Source organism: Streptomyces sp. NRRL B-24085 (assembly GCF_001282115.1).
Lineage (GTDB): Bacteria > Actinomycetota > Actinomycetes > Streptomycetales > Streptomycetaceae > Streptomyces.
Map to the genome: position 1 here is coordinate 1 of NZ_LJBR01000137.1, position 25,708 is coordinate 25,708.

Here is a 25,708-nt window from a genome sequence, read left to right on the forward strand (position 1 = left end):
GCTCCCGACGCCCCCTCCCGAGAGCGCTCTCACCGCATCCCCGCCCCGGGGCTATCCTGATCCGCACCCGCCGACGAGGAGCCCCGAAGTGACCGAGACAGCGCCGCGCCCGACTCTGGAGGCCGTGGCGGCCCGGGCCGGGGTGTCGCGGGCCACCGTGTCCCGGGTGGTGAACGGCGGGGACGGGGTCAGGGAGCCGCTCGTCGAGCGGGTCCGCAGGGCCGTCGAGGAACTCGGCTACGTGCCCAACCAGGCCGCCCGCAGCCTCGTCACCCGGCGCCACGACGCCGTCGCCGTGGTCGTGGCCGAGCCGGAGACGCGGGTCTTCGCCGACCCCTTCTTCGCACTGCAACTGCGGGGGATCAGCAAGGAGTTGACCGCCCACGACAACCAACTCGTGCTGCTGCTCACCGAGGGCCGCGACGACCACGCCCGCGTCGGACGCTATCTCGCCGGAGGGCACGTCGACGGCGCGCTCGTCTTCTCGCTGCACCTCGACGACCCGCTGCCCGGACTGATCCAACGGGCCGGTGTCCCCACGGTGTTCGGCGGGCGGCCCGGCTGGAGCGACGGGACGACGGACGTCGTGTACGTCGACAGCGACAACCGGGGCGGCGCCCGCGCGGCCGTACGGCACCTCGCCGGACTCGGGCGCGGCCGCATCGCCCACATCACCGGCCCCCTCGACCAGACCTCCGCGGCGGACCGGCTCGACGGCTACCGGGACGTCATGGGCGACGGCGACCCGGGGCTCGTCGTGCCGGGAGACTTCACCCCGGGCGGCGGGGAGCGGGCGATGCGGGAACTCCTCGCCCGGTGCCCGGACGTGAACGCGGTGTTCGCCGCCAACGACCTCACCGCCTCCGGCGCCCTGCGCGTGCTGCGCGAGCACGGGCGTCGGGTGCCCGAGGACGTGGCGGTGATCGGCTTCGACGACATGCTGCCGGTGGCCGAGCAGACCGATCCGCCACTGACCACGGTCCGTCAGGACATCGAGGAGATGGGCCGGTTGATGGCCCGCCTGCTGCTGCGGGACCTCGACCCCGCACACGCGGGAGCCGCACCGGCGGGTGTCGTCCTGCCCACCACGCTGGTCCGGCGCGCCTCCGCCTGACCCGGTCGCCCGCCAGGGCCTGTCTGACAATTCCCGTCTGCCTCGCGACGCCAGGCACGCGCCGCCATCCTCGGACCTGCTGCGCAGGCTCTGACGGGGGACCCCCTTCGCCGCACCGGGCGCAGGCCCAAGTACGTCCAGTACGAGGGTCTGCGCCCGGCACTCTCCCAGCCTTCGGCCGGGGGACCCCCAGACACGCACCTGACGCCGCGAGGCCGCCCTCCGGGCGACGACGGGAACTGTCAGACAGGCCTCAGGCCGCCTGCCCCGGGTCGCTCTTGATCACCGCGAAGCGGGCGCCGTAGGGATCGGCCAGCTTGGCGACCCGGCCGACACCGGGCACGTCCGTGGCGGGCAGCCGGACGGTGCCGCCCAGCTCCTGCGTCCGCGCGACCGTCGCGTCGGTGTCCGTGACCTCGAAGTACGGCATCCAGTACGGCCCGGCCTGCGCCTCCAGCGGGTCGTCGACGAGCGGGACGATGCCGCCGAACATGGCGTCCTCGTCCTGACCGGCCGGCAGCACGGTGGTGTACGTGCCGCCCGGGAAGTCGACACCGTAGGTCTCCAGGCCGAGCGCCGCGCGGTAGAAGTAGGCGGCCATCGGCAGGTCGGCCGTGTACAACTCGACCCAGCACAGCGAGCCCGGCTCCTGCGTGACGTCGAGCCCCTTGTTCCGCCCGGGCTGCCAGATGCCGAAGGACACGCCCGCCTTGTCGGCGAGGATCGCCATGCGGCCCTGGTCCATCACGTCCATGGGCTGCATCAGCACCGAGCCGTGCGCCTCCTCGGCCGCCTTCGCGGTGGCGTCCGCGTCCGGCGTCTGGAAGTACACGGTCCAGGACGGCGGGCCCTGGTCCGGTGTGGTCTGCATGCCGCCCGCGGCGGTCCGGCCGGCGAGCCGGAAGAAGCCGTAACCGCCGGCCTCGGGCGGGCCCGGCTGGAACTCCCAGCCGAACAGGCCGCCGTAGAAGGTGGTGGCGCCGTCGATGTCGGGGGTGCCGAGGTCCAGCCAGTTCGGAGCGCCGGTGACATAACGGGTCGTGAGCATCTCTGCCCTCCTCTGAGGGGTCCCGTTGCCTGTACCGCCGAGTCTTGCACCGTCCACTGACAATCGCCGTCGGTACGCCGATGCGGGTCCGTGACGACTGCTGTGGCCGCCCTGGCGCGGGACGCGCCGGTTGAACGGTTTCCGCGCGCCGCCGTGCGCGCCCGCGGCGGGCAGGGGACCATCAAGGCGGCCGGAGGCCGTGAACGGCGGCGTTGATCGCGCGTTGATCGAACGTTTTTCGCCGCCCGGCACGATCTCGGCCATGCACATCGACACCATCACCCCGTCCGACCCCGCCTGGCAGGCACAGGCGTTGTGCGCGCAGACCGGGGCGGACTTCTTCTTTCCCGAGCCGGGCAGCTCGGTACGGGAGGCGAAGCGCATCTGCGGCATGTGCGAGATGCGCTCGGCCTGCCTCGAGTACGCCCTGGCCAACGACGAGCGCTTCGGCGTCTGGGGCGGCCTCTCCGAGAAGGAACGGCTGGCCATCCGACGCCGCTGCACGACCGACGAGGCAACGGGGCGGGAGTGCGGTTAGACCCCGGGCCCGGCGCGGGCACACCGATGCGCCGCCGTAACCGTACGGCGGCGTCGGTGTCGGGCGGGCCCAGCGAGAGACCGACGGTCCGCCGGACGTCCGCCGGGCCCGCCGGAGGCGTCAGGCTCCCGCGCGAGCCGCCATCCGCGCCTTGCGGGCCGCGAGCTTCTCGTCGAACTTCAGGGCCTCCGCGTCCAGCCCGTTCATGTACAGACCAAGCTCGTCCTGCGCCCGCTGCCCCTCGGGCCCGAGGCCGTCGATCTCCATGACCTTCAGGAAGCGCAGGACGGGCTGGAGCACGTCGTCGTGGTGGATGCGCATGTTGTAGATCTCGCCGATCGCCATCTGCGCGGCGGCCCGCTCGAAGCCGGGCATGCCGTGGCCGGGCATCCGGAAGTTCACGATCACGTCGCGCACCGCCATCATCGTGAGGTCGGGCGCGAGCTCGAAGGCCGCCTTCAGCAGGTTCCGGTAGAAGACCATGTGCAGGTTCTCGTCGGTCGCGATGCGCGCCAGCATGCGGTCGCAGACCGGGTCCCCGGACTGGTGGCCGGTGTTCCGGTGCGAGACGCGGGTCGCGAGCTCCTGGAAGGACACGTAGGCCACCGAGTGCAGCATGGAGTGGCGGTTGTCCGACTCGAAGCCCTCGCTCATGTGGGCCATGCGGAACTGCTCCAGCTTGTCCGGGTCCACCGCGCGGGAGGCGAGCAGGTAGTCGCGCATCACGATGCCGTGCCGGCCCTCCTCGGCGGTCCAGCGGTGCACCCAGGTGCCCCAGGCGCCGTCCCGGCCGAAGAGCGAGGCGATCTCGTGGTGGTAGCTGGGGAGGTTGTCCTCGGTGAGGAGGTTCACCACGAGGGCGATCCGGCCGATCTCGGTGACCTTGGACTGGCCCTTCTCCCAGGCCTCGCCGTCCTCGAAGAAGCCGGGGAAGTTGCGGCCGTCGCTCCACGGCACGTACTCGTGCGGCATCCAGTCCTTGGTGACCTTCAGATGCCGGTTGAGTTCCTTCTCGACCACTTCCTCCAGCGCGTACAGCAGTCGCGCGTCGGTCCACTCGGAGGACGGGCTGCCGAGGTGAGGGGAAGTGATCGTCACAGGTGCTCCAGGGGGACGCGACAGAACATGTACGGGGTCCGGCGGGCGGCGCCGGGAACCTACGGAATCGTAGGCTACGAAACCGTAGGTTACGAGGCCGTAGGTTAAGGGTGCTGTAAAGGCCCCTGATCAGCAGTGTTCCCAGGGCATGACAAGCGGCCCCGGAACCGCAGGTCCGGGGCCGTTGGAGTGAGGGGATCACCCGATCAGGCGTACAGTTCGCGCAGGCGCACTGAGAGGCACGTCACACAGCCTTCGAGCTTCTCGAACTCGCTGATGTCGACCACCACCGGTTCGAACCCGAGGTCGGTGAGCAGCTCCGCGGTCTTCGGCGCGCTCGCCGACATGAGCAGCTTGGGGCCGCCCAGCAGGACGACGTGGGCGCCCGCCTCCTCCGGTACGGACAGGAAGCGCGGGAAGAGCGCGGGCCGGTCCACCTTGGGGATGTGCCCGATGACGGTCCCGTCGGGCAGCGCGGTGACGGCCGACTTCAGGTGCAGCACCTTGCTCACCGGCACGGCGACGACCTGGGCCCCGAGCGGTTCGAAGGCGGCCCGCACCTGCTGGACTCCGGCCGCGTTGGTGCGTCCGCCCCGGCCGACGTAGATCGTGTCACCGATCTTCAGCACGTCGCCGCCGTCCAGGGTGCCCGGTTCCCAGATCCAGTTCACCGAGCAGCCCAGGCGGGCCACGGCTTCCTCGACGCCCATGGTCTCCTCGCGCCGGGACTCGGCCCCGGGGCGCGCGATCAGGGCGACGTTCTTGTACATGACGACGGTGTCCTCGACGAACACCGAGTCCGGGCAGTCGTCCTCCGGGTCCACCTCGACGGTCTCCCAGCCGTGCGCGCGCAGGGCCTCGACGTACGCCTCCCACTGCTCGAGCGCGAGGTCGACGTCGACCTTCTCCCGCTCAACGTGCGTCACCAGACCTTCGGCGAGGCGCGGGCTGGGGCGGCGGACGAGGGCCTTCTTGCTGGGCACGAGGGAAACTCCGTATCGGCGGGGCAGGGGGGCGCGCGTGACGGGCGCCGGTCAGCCATCATGCAGCGCCGGTCCGTGTCGACAAAACCCCCGCAGTCAGGCTGTGCCCCTCCTGAGACGCTCCGGGCCCACACCACACGCGCGCGTGCACCGCCTCCCGGGCCTCCCGCGGCAGCCACACACGCGCGTGCCGCTCGCGTCCCCCGCACGTGCGTGTGCCGCCTTACGGCCCCCTGCGGCAGCCGCACGTCCGTCCCGGCGGCCCCCGCGCCGGGATGCGTGATGCCGGTCGGAGGGTGCCCGGTGGGTCCCACGGGACGGCGGGTCCGGACTGCCGCGCCGCACGCGTGACTGTCGCTCCCGGGCCCCGCGGCAACCACGCGCGCGTGTGCGGCTCGTGGGCCCCTCAGCAGGGGCCCCACGCATGGACCGCCCTGCAACCACCCGTGGCCGCCGCACCTCCGTCCCGGCCCCCCTCCACGCCGGGATGCGCGATGCCGGCCGGAGGGTGCCCGGTGGGTCTCACTGCACGGCGCGACCTGGGCGCCGCCCTGCACCTGAGGGTGCTGCTCGCGGGCCCCCTCGGCAGGGGCCCGCGCATGGGCCAGCCTGCGACCACCTGCGGCCCCCGCACCTCCTTCCTGGTGGCCCCCGCGCCGGGATGCGCGCTGCCGGTCGGAGGGTGCCCGGTGGGGCCCGCGGGACGGTGCAACCGGGGCGCCGCCGCCCGGAGCGTGGTGCTGCTGCCCCGGGCGGGCGCGGTTCCCGCCGGTGCCGTTGCCGTTGCCGTCGCTACGCGAGCGACTCCAGGGTCTGCGGAGTCACCTCCCGCAGCTCCCCGTCCAGCATCAGCCAGCGTGTGATGCCGATCGACTCCAGGAACGGCAGGTCGTGACTGGCCACGACCAGCGCGCCCTCGTACGACTCCAGGGCCGAGGTCAGCTGTCGCACGCTCGCCATGTCGAGGTTGTTCGTCGGCTCGTCGAGCATGAGCAACTGGGGTGCGGGCTCCGCCAGCATCAGCGCGGCGAGGGCCGCCCTGAAGCGCTCGCCGCCGGACAGCGTCGACGCCTGCTGGTCGGCCCGGGCACCCCGGAACAGGAAGCGGGCGAGACGGGCCCGCACCCGGTTGTTGGTGGCGCCCGGCGCGAACTGGGCCACGTTCTCGGCGACCGACAGCTCGTCGTCGAGGACGTCCAGACGCTGGGGCAGGAAGCGCAGCGGGACATGGGCCGTCGCCTCGCCCGCCACCGGCGCCAGCTCCCCGGCGATCGTGCGCAGCAACGTCGTCTTGCCCGCGCCGTTGCGCCCGATCAGCGCGACCCGCTCCGGGCCCCGCAGGTCGAGGCCACCCCTCACCCGAGCGCCGTAGGCGAGTTCCAGGTCCATGAGGGTCAGGACCGTACGGCCCGGCGGTACGGCCGTGTACGGCAGGTCGACGCGGATCTCGTCGTCGTCCCGCACCGCCTCCACGGCCTCGTCGAGCCGGTCCCGGGCCTCGGCGAGCTTCTCCTCGTGCATGATGCGGTGCTTGCCCGCGGACACCTGGGCCGAGCGGCTCTTCAGCTTCATGACGGCCCGCGGCTCACGCTTGGTGTCGTACATCTTCTGGGCGTAGCGCCTGCGGTGGGCCAACTTGATCTGTGCGTCCACCAGTTCGCGCTTCTGGCGGCGGAAGTCGGACTCGGCGACCCGCACCATCCGTTCCGCCGCCTCCTGTTCGACGGCGAGGGCCTCCTCGTAGGCGGAGAAGTTGCCGCCGTACCAGGTGACCTCCCCCGAGCGCAGGTCGGCGATCTGGTCGACCAGGTCGAGGAGTTCACGGTCGTGGCTGACCACCACCATGACCCCCGGCCAGGAGGCGACGGCCGAGTACAGCCGCCTGCGGGCGTACAGGTCGAGGTTGTTGGTGGGTTCGTCGAGGAGCAGCACGTCCGGCCGGCGCAGCAGCAGCGCGGCCAGGCGCAGCAGCACCGACTCGCCGCCCGAGACCTCGCCGATCGGGCGGTCCAACCCGACGTGCCCGAGACCGAGTTCGCCGAGGGTGGCCAGGGCCCGCTCCTCCACGTCCCAGTCGTCGCCGACGGTCTCGAAGTGCTCCTCGGACACGTCACCGGCCTCGATGGCGTGCAGCGCGGCCCGCTGCGCGGCGACGCCGAGCACCTCGTCGACCCGCAGGGCGGTGTCGAGCGTGACGTTCTGCGGGAGGTACCCGACCTCACCGGCGACGCGCACGGTGCCGTCGGCCGGGGCGAGTTCACCGGCGATGAGCTTCAACAGGGTGGACTTCCCCGACCCGCTGACCCCGACGAGCCCGGTCCGGCCGGGGCCGAAGGCGATGTCGAGGCCCTCGAGGACGGGGGTGCCGTCGGGCCAGGAGAAAAAGAGAGAGGTGCAGGTGACAGAAGCAGACATACGGGTCTCCGCGGTTGCTCGAAGCGAGAAGGGGCAAACGCGTATCGAGACACCCGCGACCACGGGAGGCGACAGGGAACCGGAGGGCACGGACAGGGTCCTGCTCGTCGGAACGGCTCGTATGCCGAGGTCGCACGCGGCGGCACACACCTCAGGTGTGTGACACGGTGTCTCAGGACCTCAGACGAGCAACGTCCTTCTCCGATCGACGGCAACAGAAGCGTTCTACAACGTACGAGGCGGCCCCAGGGCTGTCAACGAGTTAACGCGCCTTAGGAGGCCCCGTGCCCGACGGCCCGCTCTCCCTGCCGGCCCAGCTCTACCTGCTGGCCTGGGACACCTCGAAGTCCGAGACCGCCGGCGCCTCCCAGGTCCCCCAGGTGGTCCGGGCCGGTGCCCTCACCGAGCTGGCCCGGCGCGGTCTGCTCCTCGACGTGGACGGGATCGCCACGCCGGTCGACATGGACGCCGAGACCGGGGACCCGGTCCTGGACGGGCTGCTCGAGCTGGTCCGGGAGTCCCGGCCGCACCGGTGGCGGAGCTGGGTGACGCCCCACACCCGCTTCACCCTGGACGCCGTACGGGAACAGCTCACCGCGGGTGGACATCTGCGCGCCCGCAAGAGGCGGGCCCTCGGACTGTTCCCCACGCTGGAGTACGACCTGGCCCGCCCGGCCGTCGTGCGGGCCCTCCAGGAGGAGGCCCGGCAGGTCCTGCGGGGGCCGGTGCCGGCCGTGGACGTCTCCGAGCGGGACGCGGCCCTCGTCGCACTCGGCGCGGCGGCCGGGCTGCGCACCCTGCTGCCTCGCGGGGAGCATCACGAGCCCCGCGTCGAGGAGCTGGTCGAGCGCGCCGGGCAGGTGGCGCCGGTGCTGCGGGAACTGGTCCACGGGGTCCGCGGGGCGGCGGCCTCGGTCGTGGCGCGCGCCTGAACGTCGGTGTCGGATTCCTGCCAGCGCCGCCGCGGGGGCCGGTGGTTGGGTGGGGCGCATGACGAACCAGGACACGCTCCGCGACCGCGCCCTCGCCTTCCGCTCCCTGCACGTCCCCGGGACCCCGCTCGTGCTGCCGAACGCCTGGGACCTCGCCAGCGCCCGCGTCGTCGAGGACGCGGGCGCCGCCGCCGTGGCCACCACGAGCGCCGGGCTCGCCTGGGCGCTGGGCGCGGCGGACGGTGACCACCTGGACCGGGAGCGGGCCCTGGACGCCGTGCGGCGGATCGCCGCCGCGGTGGACGTGCCGGTCAGCGCGGACGTCGAGAGCGGTTACGCGCGGGACGCGGCGGGCGTCGCCGACACCGTGCGCGCGGTGCTCGCGGCGGGCGCGGTCGGGGTGAACATCGAGGACGCCAGGTACGGCGACGGGGGAGGACCGCTGCGGTCGGTCGACGAGCAGGCGGAGCGGATCGCGGCTGCCCGGCAGGCCGCGGACGCGGCGGGTGTGCCGTTGTTCGTCAACGCCCGGATCGACACGTTCCTGCGCGGGGCCGGGGGAGTGGACCTCACCGTGGAGCGGGCCGCGGCCTTCCTCGCCGCCGGCGCCGACGGGATCTTCGTCCCCGGGGCCGTCGACCCGGGGACCGTCAAGCTCCTCGTCGACGCGATCGACGGTCCGCTGAACGTCATGGCAGGACCCGGCGCCCCGTCCGTCGCCGAACTGGCCTCACTCGGCGTGGCGCGGGTCAGCGTCGGCTCGGGCATCGCCCAGGCCGCGCACGCGCTGGTCCGCCGCGCCGCGCGGGAGCTGCTGGACGCGGGGACGTACGACGCGCTGGCCGACGGGCTCGACTTCGGCGAGCTCGACGCCCTGCTGGGCGCAGGTCGGTAGGCGTTGGCGGAGGTCAGTAGGCGTCGCGCATCAGCTCGGCCAGGTCGTGGTCGAGGTCGAGCTGGAGGTGCTCCAGACCGGTCGGCACGAGGTCGTTGGTCGCCTCCAGGAACCGCCGCAGCTCGCCCGTGCGCACATGCACGACGGCGGTGCCCTCGGGGGCGTGGAACTCGAGAACGGTGCGGTCGTAGCCGTACGGCCGCACCCGGACGTCACCGTGGCCCTCGGGCTCGTGCAGGCCGGAGGTGAGCAGTTCGCGGCTGAAGGTCCAGCACACCTCGACGCCCTCCAGGGTGGCCGGGGCCGGGAAGGTCATGCGGACGGCGAACGGATCACAGCGGTCGTAGTGCAGTGTGGCGGGAATGCTCGGCATCCGCGGTGCCGCGGCGACGAGACGGGCCTCGACGGGCTGCTCGATGACGGTGGACAACGCCTTGCTCCCTCGTGACGGCTGACAGGGCTTCCGGGGTGGGACGGGCACTGGAAGAGACGTCGGAATGAGTCAATCCGTGTACACGAAGGGCGAGTGACCTCTGTCACCGTCTTCATGCACCTGTGTGATCCAGTCCCTTTCCCGTGCCCCGGGAGACACAGGTGACACCCCGCGAGCCGCTCGCCGGGCGCCCGAGGGCATCTGGACGGCGCCGGGAGCGTGGGCTAGCTTCGCCCGCCATGAGGCGCATGGGGATCACGCGAGGCAAGAGACGGACGGGCCTGACGGTACGGGCCATCACCGCGGGAGCGGCCTGTGCGGCGGCGCTGGCCGCCCTGACCGCCGTACCGGCTGCGGCGCACGGCCCGGACGGCCGTGCACCGCACTGGCAGCTCAAGGACAGCGGCACCCCCGAGGTGCGGTTCCGCGGGCTGTCGGCGGTCAGCCGGAACACCGCCTGGCTGGCCGGCACCCAGGGCACCGTGCTGCGCACCACCGACGGCGGGGCGAGCTGGCGCAACGTCTCACCGCCGGGTGCCGCCGAGCTCCAGTTCCGGGACGTCGAGGCGTTCGACGCGCGCCGGGCGGTGGTCCTGGCCATCGGGGAGGGCGAGGCGTCCCGCGTCTACCGCACCGAGGACGGCGGCGCGACCTGGACCGAGTCCTTCCGCAACACCGACGCCAGGGCCTTCTACGACTGCCTCACCTTCTTCGACCGCCGCCACGGCCTCGCCATGAGCGACCCGGTCGACGGGAAGTTCCGCATCCTGTCGACCTCCGACGGCGGCCGCTCCTGGAAGGTGCTGCCGGACAAGGGCATGCCGGCCGCCCTCGACGGCGAGGCGGGCTTCGCCGCGAGCGGGCAGTGCCTGGTCAGTTCCGGGCCCCGGGACGTCTGGCTGGCCACCGGCGGCGCCGCACGCGCGCGTGTGCTGCACTCCGCCGACCGGGGACTGACCTGGACGGCGTCCGACACGCCGATCCCGGCGGGCGACCCGGCGAAGGGGGTCTTCGCGCTCGCCTTCCGCGACCGCGTCCACGGACTCGCGGTCGGCGGCGACTACCGCCCCGACCAGAGCTCTCCCAGCGCCGCCGCCCGCACCGGCGACGGGGGCACGACCTGGCGGCCCGCCGCCACCCCGGTGCCCGCCTACCGCTCCGGCGCGGCCTGGCTCCCGCACAGCCGTACCGCCGCCCTCGCGGTCGGCCCCACGGGCACGGACCTCACCCGGGACGGCGGCCGGACCTGGCGGACCGTCGACACCGGCTCGTACGACACCGTGGACTGCACGGCCGACGGCGGCTGCTGGGCGGCCGGCGAGAAGGGACGGGTGGCACGTCTGGAGAACTGAGTGGCGGAATGCGGGGTACCCGGCCGCCGACGGCGAAAGGAGTGATCCCCCATGCCAGCCGGTTCGAACTCGAAGCGGGAACGCCAGTACGAGCACATCAAGAAGAGCGCCGAGGACCGGGGCGAGAGCACCGGACGGGCCAAGGAGATCGCGGCGCGGACGGTCAACAAGGAACGCGCCCGCTCCGGGGAGTCCAAGACCGCCAGCCGCACCTCCACCAAGGACATGTCCTCGGGCAAGCGGGGCGGCCAGCGGTCCGGGAAGGGTTCCCAGGGCCCGACCTACGACCAGCTCTACGAGGAGGCCAAGCGCAAGGGGGTCAAGGGCCGTTCGGACATGAACAAGAGCCAGCTCCAGCGCGCCCTCGGCAACAAGGGCTGACCGGTCAGCCGGGCGTCTCCCGGTACGGCTCCAGTGCCGGAGCTGTCTTCGTCGCGGCGAACTCGACGACGCGGTAGGCGCACACGCCGGCCGTGACGAAGGGGTCGCCCGCGGCGATCTCCTCGATCCGCGCACGATCCTCCGCGACGGCGATGATCACCCCGCCGTCGCGGGGGTTCTTGCGCCCGGAGGCCAGGAACACACCCCGCTGGTACTGTTCCTCCAGCCAGGCCACGTGCGCCGCCAGCACGGCGTCCACGGCGTCGAGCGGGGCGGTGTAGGTCAGTTCCAGTACGAACATGATCGCGAGCCTACGCCGTCCCGCCGTACGCTCGTGCGCACGATGACGACAGTGGACATTCCCGCGGGCTGGCCCGCGACCGAGGAAGAGGCCCGCGCGGTCCAGGACGAGTTGCGGCCGCGGACGGTCCTCGACGAGCCGGGCCCGCCGCCCGGCACCGGCCGGGTCACCGGGGTCGACGTGGCCTACGACGACGACCGGGACGTGGTCGCGGCGGCGGCCGTGGTGCTGGACGCGGCGACCCTGGAGGTCGTCGCCGAGGCCACCGCCGTCGGCCGGATCTCCTTCCCGTACGTCCCCGGCCTGCTCGCCTTCCGCGAGATCCCCACGGTCCTCGCCGCCCTCGACGCGCTGCCGTGTCCGCCCGGCCTGGTGGTCTGCGACGGCTACGGCCTCGCCCACCCCCGCCGCTTCGGCCTCGCGAGCCACCTCGGCGTCCTCACCGGCCTGCCGACGATCGGCGTCGCCAAGAACCCCTTCACCTTCACCTACGACGATCCCGGCACCCCGCGCGGTGCGTGGACGCCGTTGCTGGCGGGCCCGGAGGAGGTCGGCCGGGCCCTGCGCACCCGCGACGCGGTGAAGCCGGTCTTCGTCTCGGTCGGCCACCGCGTGAGCCTCGACAACGCCTGCGCCCACACGCTCGCGCTCACCCCGGCGTACCGCCTCCCGGAGACGACGCGCAGGGCGGACGCGCTGTGCCGACGGGCGCTGCGGGAGGCGACGTCCTGAGTACGTCGTCTGAGTATCTGTACGGATGTGCGGGCCCCGGTGCGCTCGGCAGGCTGTTCCGCATGACGACGCACCGCATGACCCACCGTTCCCCCAAGCCCCTCGCCGACCCGAACCGGCCCGTCGAGCGCGCCGTGACCGCCGCGCTGGTGCTCGGCGTGCTCGCGGGACTCGGCTGGATAGCGGGCATGATCTACACGGTGGCGGGCTGGTCCTTCTGACGAAGCCTCACCGGCTCACCGACAGACGGGTACGCACGGGCACCGCCACGCGGGTCCACCGGTTCGCCACCACGCGGGTCCACCGATCCGCTTGCCGCGCGGGCTTTCCGGCGCTCGCTGCGACGCGGGGTCACCGGGTCGCTGCCGCGCGGGTTCATCGACCCGCTGCCGTATGGGCTTCCGGCCGGTCGCCGGGCGGGTTGGCCGGTTGGCCATCCCACGGGGCCGCCGATCTGCCGCCGCGCGGGTTCTCCGGGGCTCGCTGCCACGTGGGTTCACCGGGTCGCTGCCGCGGGGGTTCATCGACTCGCTGCCGTACGGGCTTCCGGCCGGTGGCCGCGCGGGTTGGCCGGTTCGCAACCCCACGGGTTCACCGATCCGCTGCCGCGCGGGCTTGCCGGGGCTCGCTGCCACGTGGGTTCACCGGGTCGCTGCCGCGCGGGTTCATCGCCCCGCCGCCGTACGGGCTTCCGGCCGGTCGCCGGGCGGGTTGGCCGGTTGGTCACCCCGCGGGGCCGCCGATCTGCCGCCGCGCGGGTTCTCCGGCGCTCGCTGCCACGCGGGGTCACCGGGTCGCTGCCGCGCGGGTTCATCGCCCCGCCGCCGTACGGGCTTCCGGCCGGTCGCCGCGCGGGTTGGCCGGTTGGCCACCCCACGGGGGCCGCCGATCCGCCGCCGCGCGGACTCTCCGGCGCTCGCCGCCGTACGGGCCTTCCGGCCGGTCGCCGGGCGGGTTGGCCGACCCGCCGCCGCGCGCGGGTTCACCGGGTCGCCGCCACCCGGAAGGTGATCCCGGCCCGTCGCAGTCGCTCGATCAGTGCGTCCCCCATCGCCACCGCCGTCGTGACCTGACCGGACGTCTCCGGGAGGTCGTCGAAGGCCAGGGACAGCGCCGACTCGGCGAACATCTTGGCCGTCTCGTCGTACCCCGGGTCGCCACCCTTGACCTCGGTGAACACCCTCCGGCCACCGCCCTCGCCGACGAAACGCACCGAGAACCAGCTCTTGGCCCGCTTCTCGGGGCCCGGTCCGTCACCCGGTCTGACCCGGCCGGACAGCCAGCGCCGCGCGGGCGGCACCTGGGCCGCCGCGAACAGGGCGCCCACGGCCGCGACCCCGCCCACGGCCACCGGCAGCCGCCGTACGGCCGCGTAGTGCCGGTAGCGGAAGTCCGGGCCGTACCGCTCCAGCGCCTTCGCCGAGCGCCGCACGATCTGCGCGTCGATGGTCGGCAGTGGCAGGGCCCAGGCGCCCACCTCCGGCGCGTAGCGCGGGGTGCCGGTCGGCGCGGCGGCCCGCCGCCCCACCAGGCGCGGTTCGTGCCGGGAGCGGTCCCGGGCGGCGGCGGCCATCTGGCGGCCGCGGGCCATTTGGTTGAGGGCCGAGGCGAAGGTCCCGCCGGAGAACATGGCGTCCGCGGTCACGAACCCGTCGACGGTGAGCGGCACGCCCTCCGGCAGCTGCCGGACCGTGAACCAGGCACCCAGGTCGTACGGGACCGAGTCGAACCCGCAGGCGTGCACCAGCCGTGCGCCCGTCTCCCGCGCGCGTGCGTCGTGCCGGACGTACATCAGGTCCACGAACTCCGGCTCCCCGGAGAGGTCCAGGTAGTCCGTCCCCGCGTCCGCACAGGCCGCGACGAGCTCCTCGCCGTAGGTCAGATAGGGGCCGACCGTCGTGGCCACCACGCGCGCGTGCCCGGCGAGGGCGCGCAACGAGTCCGGGTCGCGGACGTCGGCCGTGAGCACCCCGACCTCGGTGCCCTCGGGCAGCCGGTCGCGCAGCGCCCTGAGCCGGTCCTCGTTGCGGCCGGCGATCGCCCAGCGCAGATCGTCCGGGCCGTGCTCGGCGAGGTACCGCGCGGTGAGTGCTCCCGCGAAACTGGTCGCCCCGAAGAGCACGATGTCGTAGGGACGGTCCGACCTTTTCAGCCTGCTCATGACACTCCCTGATCCCGCCGCACGCGCCGTTGTCGGTGGCCGAGGCTAGCGTGAGGAGTGCGGAGCCCGACGAGGAGGCCGGAGGTGGGACGGTGGCCGTGCCCAGGAACGCCCTGAGGAGGCGGAAGAAAGCACGCGAATTCACCGTCGCGCTGCCGGGCGCCGCCGAGGCCACGCGGCGGAGTCGCACATCCATACCCCCGCGATCGCGCCGAAACGGCTGACGGCGGAGCCCGACGAGCGGTGACCGGCCGATAATTGGCTAAGCGCTTGCTCGTTCAGGTCTTGTGTCCACTGGAACGCGTTCTTAGCATCACTGGTGTTACATCGGTTGTGTCACGCCAATGGGGGCTGGATGACAACGGCAACGACGCCCGGGCACGGCCCGCTCACCGGCGTGCGCGTGGTCGAGCTGGCCGGCATCGGGCCCGGCCCGTTCGCCGCCATGCTCCTCGCCGACCTCGGGGCCGACGTCGTCCAGGTGTCCCGCCCGGGCGGCGCCGCCCTCTCGATCGACCCCGGCCACGACCTCACCAACCGCAACAAGCGCTCGGTGATCGTCGACCTCAAGGCCCCCGGGGGACCCGCGCGCGTGCTCGACCTCGCCGCCCGCGCCGACATCCTGATCGAGGGCAACCGCCCCGGTGTCGCCGAGCGCCTGGGCGTCGGCCCCGAGGACTGCCACGCCCGCAACCCCGCCCTCGTCTACGGCCGGATGACCGGCTGGGGCCAGGAGGGACCGCTGGCCCAGCGCGCCGGGCACGACATCGACTACATCGCGCTCACCGGCACCCTCGGCATGATCGGCGAACCGGGCCGCCCCCCGGCCGTCCCCGCCAACCTCCTCGGCGACTACGCGGGCGGCTCCCTCTACCTCGTCGTCGGCGTCCTCGCCGCCCTGCACCACGCGCGGGCGACCGGCACCGGCCAGGTCGTCGACGCCGCCATCGTCGACGGCACCTCCCACCTGTCCGCGATGATCCACGCCATGACCGCGGCCGGCGGCTGGCAGGACCGGCGCGGCGCCAACCTCCTCGACGGCGGCTGCCCGTACTACGGCACCTACGAGACCGCCGACGGCAAGTACATGGCGGTCGGCGCGCTCGAGCCGCAGTTCTACGACCTCTTCCTCGACCTGCTCGGCCTCCCGGACTTCGCGGACGCCCGCAAGGACTGGACCCGCTGGGGCGACCTGCGCGAGGCGGTCGCGGCCCGCTTCCGCAGCCGTACCCGAGACGAGTGGGCGGCCGTCTTCGAGGGCACCGACGCGTGCGTGGCGCCCGTCCTGTCGCTGCGGGAGGCCCCCGACCACCCGCACCTCGCCGCCCGCGGCACCTTCACCGACCACGGTGGCATCACCCAGCCCGCGCCCGCGCCCCGGTTCTCCGCGACCCCCACGGCCGTCCGTACCGGACCCGCCCGGGCCGGCGCCGACACCGCCGAGGTGGCACGGGACTGGGACGTGCCGGACCTCGTGAAAGACCAGGAACTCCGGAAAGGCCCCGAATGAAGCGGCAGCTGTTCGCCCCCGAGCACGACGCGTTCCGCGAGACCGTGCGCGCCTTCCTGGCCAGGGAGGTCCTGCCGCACTACGCGCAGTGGGAGAAGGACGGCATCGTCTCCCGCGAGGCCTGGCGGGCGGCCGGCAAGCAGGGCCTGCTCGGGCTCGCCGTGCCCGAGGAGTTCGGGGGCGGCGGCACCACCGACTTCCGCTACGCCACCGTCCTGGCCGAGGAGTTCACGCGTGCGGGCACTCCGGGACTCGCCCTGGGCCTGCACAACGACGTCATCGGCCCCTACCTCACCGGCCTCGCCACCGAGGAGCAGAAGCGCCGCTGGCTGCCCGGCTTCTGCGACGGCTCGCTGATCACCGCCATCGCCATGACCGAGCCCGGCGCGGGCTCCGACCTCCAGGGCATCCGCACCAACGCGGAGGACCGCGGCGACCACTGGGTGCTGAACGGCTCCAAGACCTTCATCTCCAACGGCATCCTCGCCGACCTGGTGATCGTCGTCGCGAAGACCACCCCCGAGGGCGGCTCCCGCGGACTGTCGCTGCTGGTCGTCGAGCGCGGCACGGCGGGCTTCGAACGCGGCCGCAACCTCGACAAGATCGGCCAGAAGGCCCAGGACACGGCCGAGCTGTTCTTCCACGACGTGCGCGTGCCCAAGGAGAACCTCCTGGGAGAGCACAACGGCGCCTTCGGGCACCTGATGACCAACCTCGCCCAGGAGCGCCTGAGCATCGCCGTCTCCGCGATCGCCGCCGCCGAACACCTCCTGGAGATCACCACCGCGTACGTCAAGGAGCGCGAGGCCTTCGGCCGGCCGCTCGCCACCAAGCAGCACATCCGGTTCGAGATAGCCGAGATGGCCACGGAGTGCGCCGTCACCCGGACGTTCGTCGACCGCTGCGTCGAGGACCACTCCGACGGGGGACTGGACGCCGTCCACGCCTCCATGGCCAAGTGGTGGGCGACCGAGCTCCAGAAGCGGGTCGCCGACCGCTGCCTGCAACTGCACGGCGGCTACGGCTACATGAGCGAGTACCCGGTCGCGCGGGCCTTCACCGACGGCCGGATCCAGACCATCTACGGCGGCACGACCGAGATCATGAAAGAGATCATCGGCCGTTCCCTGCTGAGCTGACCCTCATTGAAAGGCTTCCCCGTGAGCACCGAAGCGTACGTGTACGACGCGATCCGCACCCCGCGCGGCCGCGGCAAGGCGAACGGCGCCCTGCACGGCACCAAGCCCATCGACCTGGTCGTGGGACTCATCCACGAGATCCGGGCCCGCTTTCCGGACCTGGACCCGGCGGCGGTCGACGACATCGTGCTCGGTGTCGTCGGGCCGGTCGGCGACCAGGGCTCCGACATCGCCCGGATCGCCGCGATCGCCGCGGGCCTGCCGGACACGGTCGCGGGCGTGCAGGAGAACCGCTTCTGTGCCTCCGGCTTGGAGGCCGTCAACATGGCCGCCGCCAAGGTCCGTTCGGGCTGGGAGGACCTGGTCCTCGCGGGCGGTGTCGAGTCGATGTCCCGGGTGCCGATGGCCTCCGACGGCGGGGCCTGGTTCAACGACCCGATGACGAACCTGGCCGTGAACTTCGTGCCGCAGGGCATCGGCGCCGACCTGATCGCGACGATCGAGGGCTTCTCGCGGCGTGACGTCGACGAGTACGCCGCTCTCAGCCAGGAGCGCGCGGCGACGGCCTGGAAGGAGGGCCGCTTCGACCGCTCGGTCGTTCCGGTCAGGGACCGCAGTGGCCTCATCGTCCTGGACCACGACGAGCACCTGCGCCCGGGTACGACCGCCGACTCCCTCGCCAGGCTGAAGCCGTCCTTCGCGGACATCGGCGACCTGGGTGGCTTCGACGCCGTGGCCCTGCAGAAGTACCACTGGGTCGAGAAGATCGACCACGTCCACCACGCGGGCAACTCCTCCGGCATCGTGGACGGCGCCTCGCTGGTCGCGATCGGCTCCAAGGAGGTCGGCGAGCGCTACGGCCTCACCCCGCGCGCGCGGATCGTCTCCGCGGCCGTCTCCGGCTCCGAGCCCACCATCATGCTCACCGGCCCCGCGCCCGCCACCCGCAAGGCGCTCGCCAGGGCCGGCCTGACCATCGACGACATCGACCTCGTGGAGATCAACGAGGCCTTCGCGGCGGTCGTCCTGCGCTTCGTGAAGGACATGGGCCTCTCGCTGGACAAGGTCAACGTCAACGGCGGCGCGATCGCGCTGGGCCACCCGCTCGGCGCGACCGGCGCCATGATCCTGGGCAGCCTGATCGACGAACTGGAGCGCCAGGACAAGCGGTACGGCCTGGCCACGCTGTGTGTCGGCGGCGGCATGGGCATCGCCACCGTCGTCGAGCGCATCTGACCCCCTCCCACGGATACGACGGATCACACGGAGCACTTCCACATGAGCACTCAGTCCACGACCATCCGCTGGGAACAGGACCGCACGGGCGTCGTCACCCTCGTCATCGACGACCCCAACCAGTCCGCGAACACCATGAACCAGGCGTTCCGCGACTCCCTCGCGGTGATCACCGACCGCCTGGAGGCCGAGAAGAACACCATCCGCGGTGTCATCGTCACCTCCGCCAAGAAGACCTTCTTCGCGGGCGGCGACCTGCGCGACCTGATCCGGGTCACCCCCGAGACCGCGCAGGACCTCTTCGACGGCGGCCTCGCCATCAAGCGCAACCTGCGCCGCATCGAGACCCTGGGCAAGCCGGTCGTCGCCGCCATCAACGGAGCGGCCCTGGGCGGCGGTTACGAGATCGCCCTGGCCTGCCACCACCGCATCGCCCTCGACGCCCCCGGCTCCAAGATCGGCTGCCCCGAGGTCACCCTCGGTCTGCTCCCCGGAGGCGGCGGAGTCGTCCGTACGGTCCGCATGCTCGGCATCGCCGACGCCCTCCTGAAGGTCCTGCTCCAGGGTACGCAGTACGCCCCGCAACGCGCCCTCCAGAACGGCCTGGTCGACGACGTGGCCGCCACGCAGGACGAACTCCTCGCCAAGGCACGCGCGTTCATCGAGGCCAACCCCGAGTCCCAGCAGCCCTGGGACCGGCCGGGCTACCGCATCCCCGGCGGCACGCCCGCCCATCCGAAGTTCGCGGCGAACCTGCCCGCCTTCCCGGCGAACCTGCGCAAGCAGACCAATGGCGCGCCCTACCCCGCCCCGCGCGCCATCCTCGCGGCCGCCGTGGAAGGCGCCCAGGTCGACTTCGAGACCGCCCAGGTCATCGAGGCGCGCTACTTCGTCGAGCTGGCGGCCGGCCAGACCTCGAAGAACATGATCCAGGCGTTCTTCTTCGACCTCCAGGCGGTCAACTCCGGCGCGAACCGCCCCAAGGGAATCGAGCCCCGGCAGGTCCGCAAGGTGGCCGTGCTCGGCGCCGGCATGATGGGCGCGGGCATCGCGTACTCGTGCGCCCGCGCGGGCATCGACGTGGTCCTCAAGGACGTGTCCCCGCAGGCGGCGGCCAAGGGCAAGGCCTACTCGGAGAAGCTCTGCGCGAAGGCGGTGTCCCGGGGCCGTACGACAAAGGAGAAGGCGGACGCGCTCCTGGCCCGCATCACCCCGACGGCAGACCCCCAGGACCTCGCCGGCTGTGACGCGGTCATCGAGGCGGTCTTCGAGGACACGGCGCTGAAGCACAAGGTCTTCCAGGAGATCCAGCACATCGTCGAGCCGGACGCGCTGCTGTGCTCCAACACCTCGACCCTGCCGATCACCGCGCTCGCCGAAGGCGTGGAACGCCAGGACGACTTCATCGGCCTGCACTTCTTCTCGCCGGTCGACAAGATGCCCCTGGTCGAGATCATCAAGGGCGAGCGCACAGGCGAGGAAGCCCTCGCGAGGGCCTTCGACCTGGTCCGGCAGATCAAGAAGACCCCGATCGTCGTCAACGACTCCCGCGGCTTCTTCACCTCCCGCGTGATCGGCCACTTCCTCAACGAGGGCGTCGCGATGGTCGGCGAGGGCATCGAGCCCGCGTCGATCGAACAGGCGGCGGCGCAGGCCGGCTACCCGGCGAAGGTGCTGTCCCTGATGGACGAGCTGACGCTGACGCTCCCGCGCAAGATCCGCAAGGAGACCCGGCAGGCGGTCGAGGAGGCGGGCGGCACCTGGACGCCCCACCCCGCCGAGGCGGTCATCGACCGCATGGTCGACGAGTTCGGCCGCACCGGCCGCAGCGGGGGCGGCGGCTTCTACGACTACGGCGACGACGGCAAGCGGTCCGCGCTGTGGCCGGGCCTGCGCGAGCACTTCACCCGGCCGGGCTCGGAGATCCCCTTCGAGGACATGCAGGAACGCATGCTGTTCTCCGAGGCCCTGGACACCGTCCGGCTGCTGGAGGAAGGCGTCCTGACCTCGGTCGCCGACGCCAACATCGGCTCGATCTTCGGCATCGGCTTCCCCGGCTGGACGGGCGGCGTCCTCCAGTACATCAACGGCTATGAGGGCGGGCTGCCGGGCTTCGTGGCACGCGCGCGTGAACTGGCGGACCGGTACGGGGAGCGTTTCACGCCCCCGGCGCTGCTGGTCGAGAAGGCGGAGAACGGCGGCCGTTTCGCGGACGAGTGACCCGGACGCGGTGAACGCCGGGCGGGCGGTGCGGGCCCGCCCGGCGTTCGGGGCGCTGTGCGGACGTCGGGAACGTCAGCTCTCCCCGCCCACCTCCGGCACCTCCCGGCCCACGCCAGACGTCTCCCTGCCCACGTCAGAGGCCTCCCCGCCCACCTCCGACGTCCACTCCCGCAGTTCCTCCTTCAGGGACCGCTGGAAGGTCGTCAACAGGGCCTGCACGACCAGGGGTTCCATGTGCGCGGACAGCGACTTCACGTCCCGCGCGGCACGTTCGGCCACCTCGCCCCGGAACAGCTGCGACAACTCGTGCGCGGCGGCCCGCGAGTGCTCGATGAGCACCTTCCGCGAGGCGAGGATCGCCTCCTGCGACAGCGGGACGTCGAGTAGCCCGACGCCGAGCCGGAGCAAGCCCAGGTCGACGCGGTAGCCGTCGCCGTCCCGCCGTACGACGTCCATCGCGGCGAGCCGCTCCAGGTCGTCGTCGCTCAGCTCCCGCCCCGCCCGCCGCCGCAGCTCCTCGCGCGTCACCCGCTCCACGACGTCCGGGGCCCAGGAGGCCACCACGGCCCGGTGGATCGCCAGGTCGTGGTCGCTCAGGTCGGCCGGGAGCTGCTGCACGTACCGCTCGATCGCCGCCAGCGTCATCCCCTGGTGCTGGAGCTCCTCGATCAGCGCGAGGCGCGCGAGGTGCTCACGGCCGTAGTGACCGACCCGGCGCGGACCGATCACCGGCGGCGGCAGCAGTCCTCGCGTGCCGTAGAAGCGGACCGTGCGGACCGTGACCCCGGCCCGCGCGGCCAGCTCGTCGACGGTGAGGGTCTGCTCCTCGGCACCGGGGGAGGGGGCGGTCGTCATGTGCAGCAGTATCGCTGTCTCACCACTGCTGTGACACCCGGTCGGCGGTCCCGCTCCGATCATGTGAGATGCGCCCTGCTGTGACGTCCGCCATCGCGTGCCGAGCCGTTTCCGGGGAAGGTGGCCCTTGGCCTGTGCCTTTCACGAAGAGGTACGGGCCGACGCACGTCCGGACACCCGAGCGGAACCCGCCGGGGCGCACCAGAGAGTGGAACCACCGTGAGCAAGGACGCCGTGCAATCGGCACAGGCCGCTTCCCGCACCGACGTGGCCCAGGTGCCCGCCGACGCGGGCGACGCCGGGTACAGCAAGGACCTCAAGGCCCGCCATGTCAACATGATCGCCATCGGCGGCGCGATCGGCACCGGCCTCTTCCTGGGCGCGGGCGGACGCCTCCACACGGCGGGACCGGCGCTGGCACTGGCCTACCTGGTCTGCGGGATCTTCGCCTTCTTCGTCGTCCGGGCCCTGGGCGAGCTGGTCCTCTACCGCCCCTCCTCGGGCTCCTTCGTGTCGTACGCGCGCGAGTTCCTCGGGGAGAAGGGCGCGTACGTCGCCGGCTGGATGTACTTCCTGAACTGGTCGACGACCGGCATCGCCGACATCACCGCGATCGCGCTCTACACGCACTACTGGAGCCTGTTCACCGACATCCCCCAGTGGACGCTGGCCCTCATCGCTCTCGCGGTGGTCCTCGCGGTGAACCTGATCTCGGTGAAGATCTTCGGCGAGATGGAGTTCTGGTTCGCGATCATCAAGGTCGCCACGCTCGTCGGCTTCATGCTGATCGGCATCTTCCTGCTGGCCACGCAGCACGAGGTGGGCGGCGGCACACCCGGCCCGAGCGTGATCACCGACAACGGCGGAGTCTTCCCGCACGGCGTGATGCCGGTCGTCCTCGTCATGCAGGGCGTGATCTTCGCGTACGCCGCCCTCGAACTGGTCGGTGTCGCGGCGGGCGAGACCGCGGAGCCGGAGAAGGTCGTCCCGCGCGCGGTGAACTCGATCATGTGGCGGGTGGGCCTGTTCTACGTCGGCTCGGTCGTCCTGCTCGCCCTGCTCCTGCCGGGCTCGGTGTACTCCGCCGACGAGAGCCCCTTCGTCACCGTCCTGTCGAAGATCGGGGTCCCGGCGGCCGGTGACGTGATGAACCTGGTCGTCCTGACGGCGGCGATGTCCTCGCTGAACTCCGGCCTGTACTCCACGGGCCGCATCCTGCGCTCGATGGCGACGGCGGGTTCGGCGCCGAGGTTCACGGCCCGGATGAACCGCAGCCAGGTCCCCTACGGCGGCATCCTCCTCACCTGCGCGGTCTGCGTCCTCGGCGTGGGCCTGAACTACCTCATGCCGAGCCAGGCCTTCGAGATCGTGCTGAACGTCGCCTCCCTCGGCATCATCAGCACCTGGGTGATCATCATGATCTGCCACCTGGTCTTCGTCCGCCGCGCCCGCTCGGGCCTGGTCACCCGCCCCTCCTTCCGCCTCCCGTTCAGCCCGGTCACCGAGATCACCACGATCGCCTTCCTGCTGGCCTGCCTCGGCATGATGTGGAACGACCCCGAGGTCGGCCGGAAGACACTCCTGCTGATCCCCCTCATCGCGGTCCTGCTGGTGGCCGGCTGGTTCGGCGTCCGCCGCAGGGTCCAGCACACGACGGACCAGGAACTGACCGACTTCACGAGCTGACCGGGGGCCACTGTCAGTGGTGGCCTTTACGGTGGCGTCATGGGGGAGATCAAGTACATCCGAGGTGACGCCACCGCTCGTCCGCCAAGGGCGTGCAACTGATCGCGCACGTCTGCAACGACATAGGGGGCTGGGGCAAGGGATTCGTCGTGGCGGTGTCGCGGCGCTGGCCGGAACCGGAGGCCGCCTACCGCGCCTGGCACCGAGGGCGCGCGTCGAACGACTTCGGGCTGGGCGCCGCGCAGTTCGTGCAGGTCGAGCGGTATGTCTGGGTGGCCAACATGATCGGGCAGCGGGGCATCCGCACCGGCAGCAAGGGCGTCCCGGTCCGCTACGAAGCGATCGAGGAGGCCCTCGGCCGGGTGGCCGACAAGGCGGTGGAACTCGGCGCGTCCGTGCACATGCCGCGGATAGGGTGCGGACTGGCGGGAGGCCAGTGGAACCGCATCGAGCCTCTCATCGTCGAGAGGCTCCTGACCAGGGACCTCGCGGTCACCGTCTACGACCACGGGGAGGGCTGAAGTGAGCCGGGACATCGACGTGCTCGTGCTGGGTGGGGCCGGGGTGGACACCGTCGTGTACGTGCCCGAGCTGCCCCTGCCCTACGCCGACAGCTACATGATCGACTCCGGCATCCGCACCCGCGCCGGACAGACCGGGGACTTCGTCGCCGTGGGCCTCGGTGCCCTCGGCATGAACACCCACCACCTGGACTTCCTCGGCGACGACCCGGAGGGTGACCTCGTCCGCGCCCTGCACCGCGACCGCGGCATCGCGCTCACCGCCGTCCCCCAGCCCGCCGGCACCAAGCGGGCCGTCAACCTCGTCGGCCCCGACGGCAGGCGCCTGTCCCTGTACGACACCAGCCGCGCCCACGCCGACGACCGGCTCCCCGCGGACGTCCTCCGGCCGCTCGCCGAAGCCGCCCGCAATGTCCACGTCTCGATCACCCACCCGTGCGCCCACGCCCTCCCGCTCCTCAGGGAGACCGGCGCCGCCCTCTCCACCGACCTCCACGACTGGGACGGCCAGAACCCGTACCACGAGGAGTTCGCCCTCGCGGCCGACGTGGTCTTCCTGTCCGCGGCCGCCCTCACCGACCCTGAGCGCACCCTGCGCGACATCGCCGCCCGGGGCCGAGCCGAGGAGGTCGTCGCCACCGCCGGCGCCGAGGGCGCGTACCTCCTCGCCGACGACGGGTTCACCCACGTCCCGCCGGTCACCCCACCCGCCCCCGTGATCGACTCCAACGGCGCCGGTGACGCCTTCGCCGCCGCCTACCTCTTCGGCCGCCTGACCGGCGAGCCCCCGCACCGATGCGCCCTGTACGGCGCGGTGGCCGGCGCCCACGCCTGCACCGTGCCGTCGACGCAGACCGACGCGATCACCGGGGACGCGCTCCTCACCCGCGCGGCCGCTCTCTTGAAAGAGGAGGAAACGGGTACCCGGACCCGGTGAGCAAGCCGCACCGGATGAGCACCCTGATGTGCCTGGCCCTGCTGGGACTGGTCCTCTCCGGCTGCGGCAGCGTCCAGGAGCGCCGATCGGACGCCGAGACCGCGGCCACCGGGTTCGAGCGGCTGCTGCGTGTCCACGACCCGGCCGGCCTCTGCGCGGCCCTGGCCCCGGAGACCCGCGGTGAGCTGGAGGAGTCCGAGAAGGCGAGCTGCGCGAAGGCGATCTCCTCCCAGGACATCCCCCTCGGCGGCACCACCCACCGCGTCGACGTGTACGGCCGACAGGCCCGCATCGTCCTCGACGCGGACACCCTCTTCCTCTCCCTGTTCCCCGACGGCTGGAAGGTCGTCGCGGCCGGCTGCACCCCCCGGCCGGGCCGGCCCTACCAGTGCACGCTCCAGGGAGGCTGACGGCGTATGCGGACCATGTTCACGCTCTGCCTGGTCGTCGTCCTCAGCGGCCTCGTCTACTTCACCGCCGTGGGGCTGATGCACCGATGACCACACGCACACCGGCGACCACCCGCACCCGCGGCTTCCTGCGCGACAACGGCCTCGGCCTGGCCTTCGGCATCGGGTTCCTGCTGGCCCTGGCCGGACAGGCGATCGCGGGCTACGCGGACTTCAACAACCAGCTCACCACCGAGGGCCTCGCGCGGATCGGCTTCGGCGAGTACCTGATGTCCTCCGACTTCGCCGTCGACGTGACGGAGAACTGGCAGTCGGAGTACCTCCAGTTCTTCCTCTACATCACCGCGACGGTCTGGCTGCTCCAGCGCGGCTCACCCGAGTCGAAGGAGATGCACAAGGCCGGGACGGAGTCCGACCGGGACCAGCGGGTCGGACGGTACGCCCACCGCGACTCCCCGCGATGGGCCGCCGCCGACGGACTGCGCCGAGGGCTGTACTCGCACTCCCTCGGGCTGGTCATGGGCGCCGTCTTCGTCCTCTCCTGGCTGGCCCAGTCGATCAGCGGAGTCGCCGCCTACAACGAGGAGCAACTCCGCCGACTGGAGGCCCCGGTGAGCTGGAGCAGCTACATCGGGTCCGCGGACTTCTGGAGCCGCACCCTGCAGAACTGGCAGTCCGAACTCCTCGCGGTGGCCTCCATGGCCATCCTCTCCGTCTACCTCCGGCAGCGCGGCTCACCGGAGTCCAAGCCGGTCGGAGCGGCCCACACCTCGACGGGCGTCGAAGGATAGAACCGCCCCGGAACATC

24 protein-coding genes and 1 pseudogene are annotated in these 25,708 nt (G+C 72.2%); 17 read left to right on the forward strand and 8 right to left on the reverse strand.

Annotation, left to right across the window (positions count from 1 at the left end):
- Positions 1 to 88 precede the first annotated feature (88 nt).
- Positions 89 to 1,114, forward strand: a complete 1,026-nt coding sequence (locus AOJ26_RS17025; protein WP_053849153.1) for a LacI family DNA-binding transcriptional regulator — start codon at positions 89 to 91, stop codon at positions 1,112 to 1,114.
- A gap of 253 nt (positions 1,115 to 1,367) precedes the next feature.
- On the opposite strand, the gene AOJ26_RS17030 is transcribed toward AOJ26_RS17025, so the two are convergent.
- Entirely contained in the window at positions 1,368 to 2,162 is a 795-nt protein-coding gene (locus AOJ26_RS17030) for a VOC family protein (RefSeq protein WP_053849154.1), read from the reverse strand.
- A gap of 262 nt (positions 2,163 to 2,424) precedes the next feature.
- On the opposite strand from AOJ26_RS17030, the gene AOJ26_RS17035 reads away from it, so the two are divergent.
- Positions 2,425 to 2,700 (forward strand): WhiB family transcriptional regulator, encoded by a 276-nt coding sequence (locus tag AOJ26_RS17035; RefSeq protein WP_053849155.1) that lies wholly within the window; start codon positions 2,425 to 2,427, stop codon positions 2,698 to 2,700.
- Positions 2,701 to 2,820: 120 nt separating this feature from the next.
- Here AOJ26_RS17035 and AOJ26_RS17040 read toward each other — a convergent pair whose 3' ends face one another.
- From AOJ26_RS17040 to AOJ26_RS17050, 3 genes are all read right to left on the reverse strand, one after another.
- Positions 2,821 to 3,798, reverse strand: a complete 978-nt coding sequence (locus AOJ26_RS17040; RefSeq protein ID WP_053849156.1) for an acyl-ACP desaturase — start codon at positions 3,796 to 3,798, stop codon at positions 2,821 to 2,823.
- A gap of 206 nt (positions 3,799 to 4,004) precedes the next feature.
- Positions 4,005 to 4,781, reverse strand: a complete 777-nt coding sequence (gene ddaH, locus AOJ26_RS17045; RefSeq protein ID WP_053849157.1) for a dimethylargininase — start codon at positions 4,779 to 4,781, stop codon at positions 4,005 to 4,007.
- Between the two features lie 792 nt (positions 4,782 to 5,573).
- The gene (locus tag AOJ26_RS17050; RefSeq protein ID WP_053849158.1) at positions 5,574 to 7,196 is read right to left on the reverse strand and encodes an ABC-F family ATP-binding cassette domain-containing protein; all 1,623 of its coding nucleotides are present in this window, start codon (positions 7,194 to 7,196) and stop codon (positions 5,574 to 5,576) included.
- A gap of 284 nt (positions 7,197 to 7,480) precedes the next feature.
- On the opposite strand from AOJ26_RS17050, the gene AOJ26_RS17055 reads away from it, so the two are divergent.
- On the forward strand, positions 7,481 to 8,128 hold the full coding sequence (locus AOJ26_RS17055) for a GOLPH3/VPS74 family protein (RefSeq protein WP_053849159.1): 648 nt from the start codon (positions 7,481 to 7,483) through the stop codon (positions 8,126 to 8,128).
- A 58-nt stretch (positions 8,129 to 8,186) separates the two neighbouring features.
- Positions 8,187 to 9,023 (forward strand): isocitrate lyase/PEP mutase family protein, encoded by an 837-nt coding sequence (locus AOJ26_RS17060; protein WP_053849160.1) that lies wholly within the window; start codon positions 8,187 to 8,189, stop codon positions 9,021 to 9,023.
- 13 nt (positions 9,024 to 9,036) lie between these two features.
- Here AOJ26_RS17060 and AOJ26_RS17065 read toward each other — a convergent pair whose 3' ends face one another.
- On the reverse strand, positions 9,037 to 9,453 hold the full coding sequence (locus tag AOJ26_RS17065) for an SsgA family sporulation/cell division regulator (RefSeq protein WP_053849161.1): 417 nt from the start codon (positions 9,451 to 9,453) through the stop codon (positions 9,037 to 9,039).
- A gap of 251 nt (positions 9,454 to 9,704) precedes the next feature.
- Here AOJ26_RS17065 and AOJ26_RS17070 point away from each other — a divergent pair, with 251 nt between their 5' ends.
- Entirely contained in the window at positions 9,705 to 10,808 is a 1,104-nt protein-coding gene (locus AOJ26_RS17070) for a WD40/YVTN/BNR-like repeat-containing protein (protein WP_053849162.1), read from the forward strand.
- A 51-nt stretch (positions 10,809 to 10,859) separates the two neighbouring features.
- Positions 10,860 to 11,189: a hypothetical protein gene (locus AOJ26_RS17075; RefSeq protein ID WP_053849163.1), complete on the forward strand. Its 330-nt coding sequence runs from the start codon at positions 10,860 to 10,862 to the stop codon at positions 11,187 to 11,189.
- A gap of 4 nt (positions 11,190 to 11,193) precedes the next feature.
- Here the strand turns inward: AOJ26_RS17075 and AOJ26_RS17080 are convergent, their stop codons facing one another.
- Positions 11,194 to 11,490 (reverse strand): YciI family protein, encoded by a 297-nt coding sequence (locus AOJ26_RS17080; protein ID WP_053849164.1) that lies wholly within the window; start codon positions 11,488 to 11,490, stop codon positions 11,194 to 11,196.
- 42 nt (positions 11,491 to 11,532) lie between these two features.
- On the opposite strand from AOJ26_RS17080, the gene AOJ26_RS17085 reads away from it, so the two are divergent.
- Both AOJ26_RS17085 and mmpA read left to right on the forward strand, forming a co-directional pair.
- A complete protein-coding gene (locus tag AOJ26_RS17085) occupies positions 11,533 to 12,222 on the forward strand; it encodes an endonuclease V (RefSeq protein WP_053849181.1) in 690 nt (229 codons plus the stop codon).
- 62 nt (positions 12,223 to 12,284) lie between these two features.
- Positions 12,285 to 12,443: a morphogenic membrane protein MmpA gene (mmpA, locus tag AOJ26_RS43860; protein ID WP_086723806.1), complete on the forward strand. Its 159-nt coding sequence runs from the start codon at positions 12,285 to 12,287 to the stop codon at positions 12,441 to 12,443.
- 761 nt (positions 12,444 to 13,204) lie between these two features.
- On the opposite strand, the gene AOJ26_RS17090 is transcribed toward mmpA, so the two are convergent.
- Complete coding sequence (locus tag AOJ26_RS17090; protein ID WP_053849165.1) at positions 13,205 to 14,383, reverse strand: saccharopine dehydrogenase family protein; 1,179 nt, start codon at positions 14,381 to 14,383, stop codon at positions 13,205 to 13,207.
- Between the two features lie 355 nt (positions 14,384 to 14,738).
- On the opposite strand from AOJ26_RS17090, the gene AOJ26_RS17095 reads away from it, so the two are divergent.
- Genes AOJ26_RS17095 through AOJ26_RS17110 form a run of 4 tightly spaced genes read left to right on the forward strand, consistent with a single transcriptional unit; the run spans position 14,739 to position 20,488 of the window.
- Entirely contained in the window at positions 14,739 to 15,893 is a 1,155-nt protein-coding gene (locus AOJ26_RS17095; RefSeq protein ID WP_078959929.1) for a CaiB/BaiF CoA transferase family protein, read from the forward strand.
- The gene (locus tag AOJ26_RS17100) at positions 15,890 to 17,032 is read left to right on the forward strand and encodes an acyl-CoA dehydrogenase family protein (protein WP_053849166.1); all 1,143 of its coding nucleotides are present in this window, start codon (positions 15,890 to 15,892) and stop codon (positions 17,030 to 17,032) included. Before AOJ26_RS17095 ends, AOJ26_RS17100 begins: the two co-directional genes overlap by 4 nt.
- Positions 17,033 to 17,053: 21 nt before the next feature.
- A complete protein-coding gene (locus tag AOJ26_RS17105) occupies positions 17,054 to 18,268 on the forward strand; it encodes an acetyl-CoA C-acetyltransferase (RefSeq protein ID WP_053849167.1) in 1,215 nt (404 codons plus the stop codon).
- A gap of 42 nt (positions 18,269 to 18,310) precedes the next feature.
- Positions 18,311 to 20,488, forward strand: coding sequence for a 3-hydroxyacyl-CoA dehydrogenase NAD-binding domain-containing protein (locus AOJ26_RS17110; protein ID WP_053849168.1), 2,178 nt, complete (start codon positions 18,311 to 18,313; stop codon positions 20,486 to 20,488).
- Positions 20,489 to 20,563: 75 nt separating this feature from the next.
- Here AOJ26_RS17110 and AOJ26_RS17115 read toward each other — a convergent pair whose 3' ends face one another.
- Complete coding sequence (locus AOJ26_RS17115) at positions 20,564 to 21,346, reverse strand: MerR family transcriptional regulator (RefSeq protein WP_053849169.1); 783 nt, start codon at positions 21,344 to 21,346, stop codon at positions 20,564 to 20,566.
- 219 nt (positions 21,347 to 21,565) lie between these two features.
- Here AOJ26_RS17115 and AOJ26_RS17120 point away from each other — a divergent pair, with 219 nt between their 5' ends.
- The 5 genes and pseudogenes from AOJ26_RS17120 to AOJ26_RS17140 all read left to right on the forward strand — a co-directional run bounded on the left by AOJ26_RS17120 (position 21,566) and on the right by AOJ26_RS17140 (position 25,691).
- Entirely contained in the window at positions 21,566 to 23,032 is a 1,467-nt protein-coding gene (locus AOJ26_RS17120; RefSeq protein WP_053849170.1) for an amino acid permease, read from the forward strand.
- Between the two features lie 39 nt (positions 23,033 to 23,071).
- A pseudogene (locus tag AOJ26_RS17125) lies at positions 23,072 to 23,553 on the forward strand (macro domain-containing protein).
- A 1-nt stretch (position 23,554) separates the two neighbouring features.
- Positions 23,555 to 24,490 carry an adenosine kinase gene (locus AOJ26_RS17130; RefSeq protein WP_053849171.1) on the forward strand — a complete coding sequence of 312 codons (936 nt, stop codon included), beginning with the start codon at positions 23,555 to 23,557 and terminating at the stop codon, positions 24,488 to 24,490.
- Entirely contained in the window at positions 24,487 to 24,900 is a 414-nt protein-coding gene (locus tag AOJ26_RS17135) for a hypothetical protein (protein WP_234358579.1), read from the forward strand. The genes AOJ26_RS17130 and AOJ26_RS17135 overlap by 4 nt, the downstream gene beginning before the upstream one ends.
- Positions 24,901 to 24,986: 86 nt before the next feature.
- Entirely contained in the window at positions 24,987 to 25,691 is a 705-nt protein-coding gene (locus AOJ26_RS17140) for a DUF6766 family protein (protein ID WP_053849172.1), read from the forward strand.
- Positions 25,692 to 25,708: the final 17 nt, after the last annotated feature.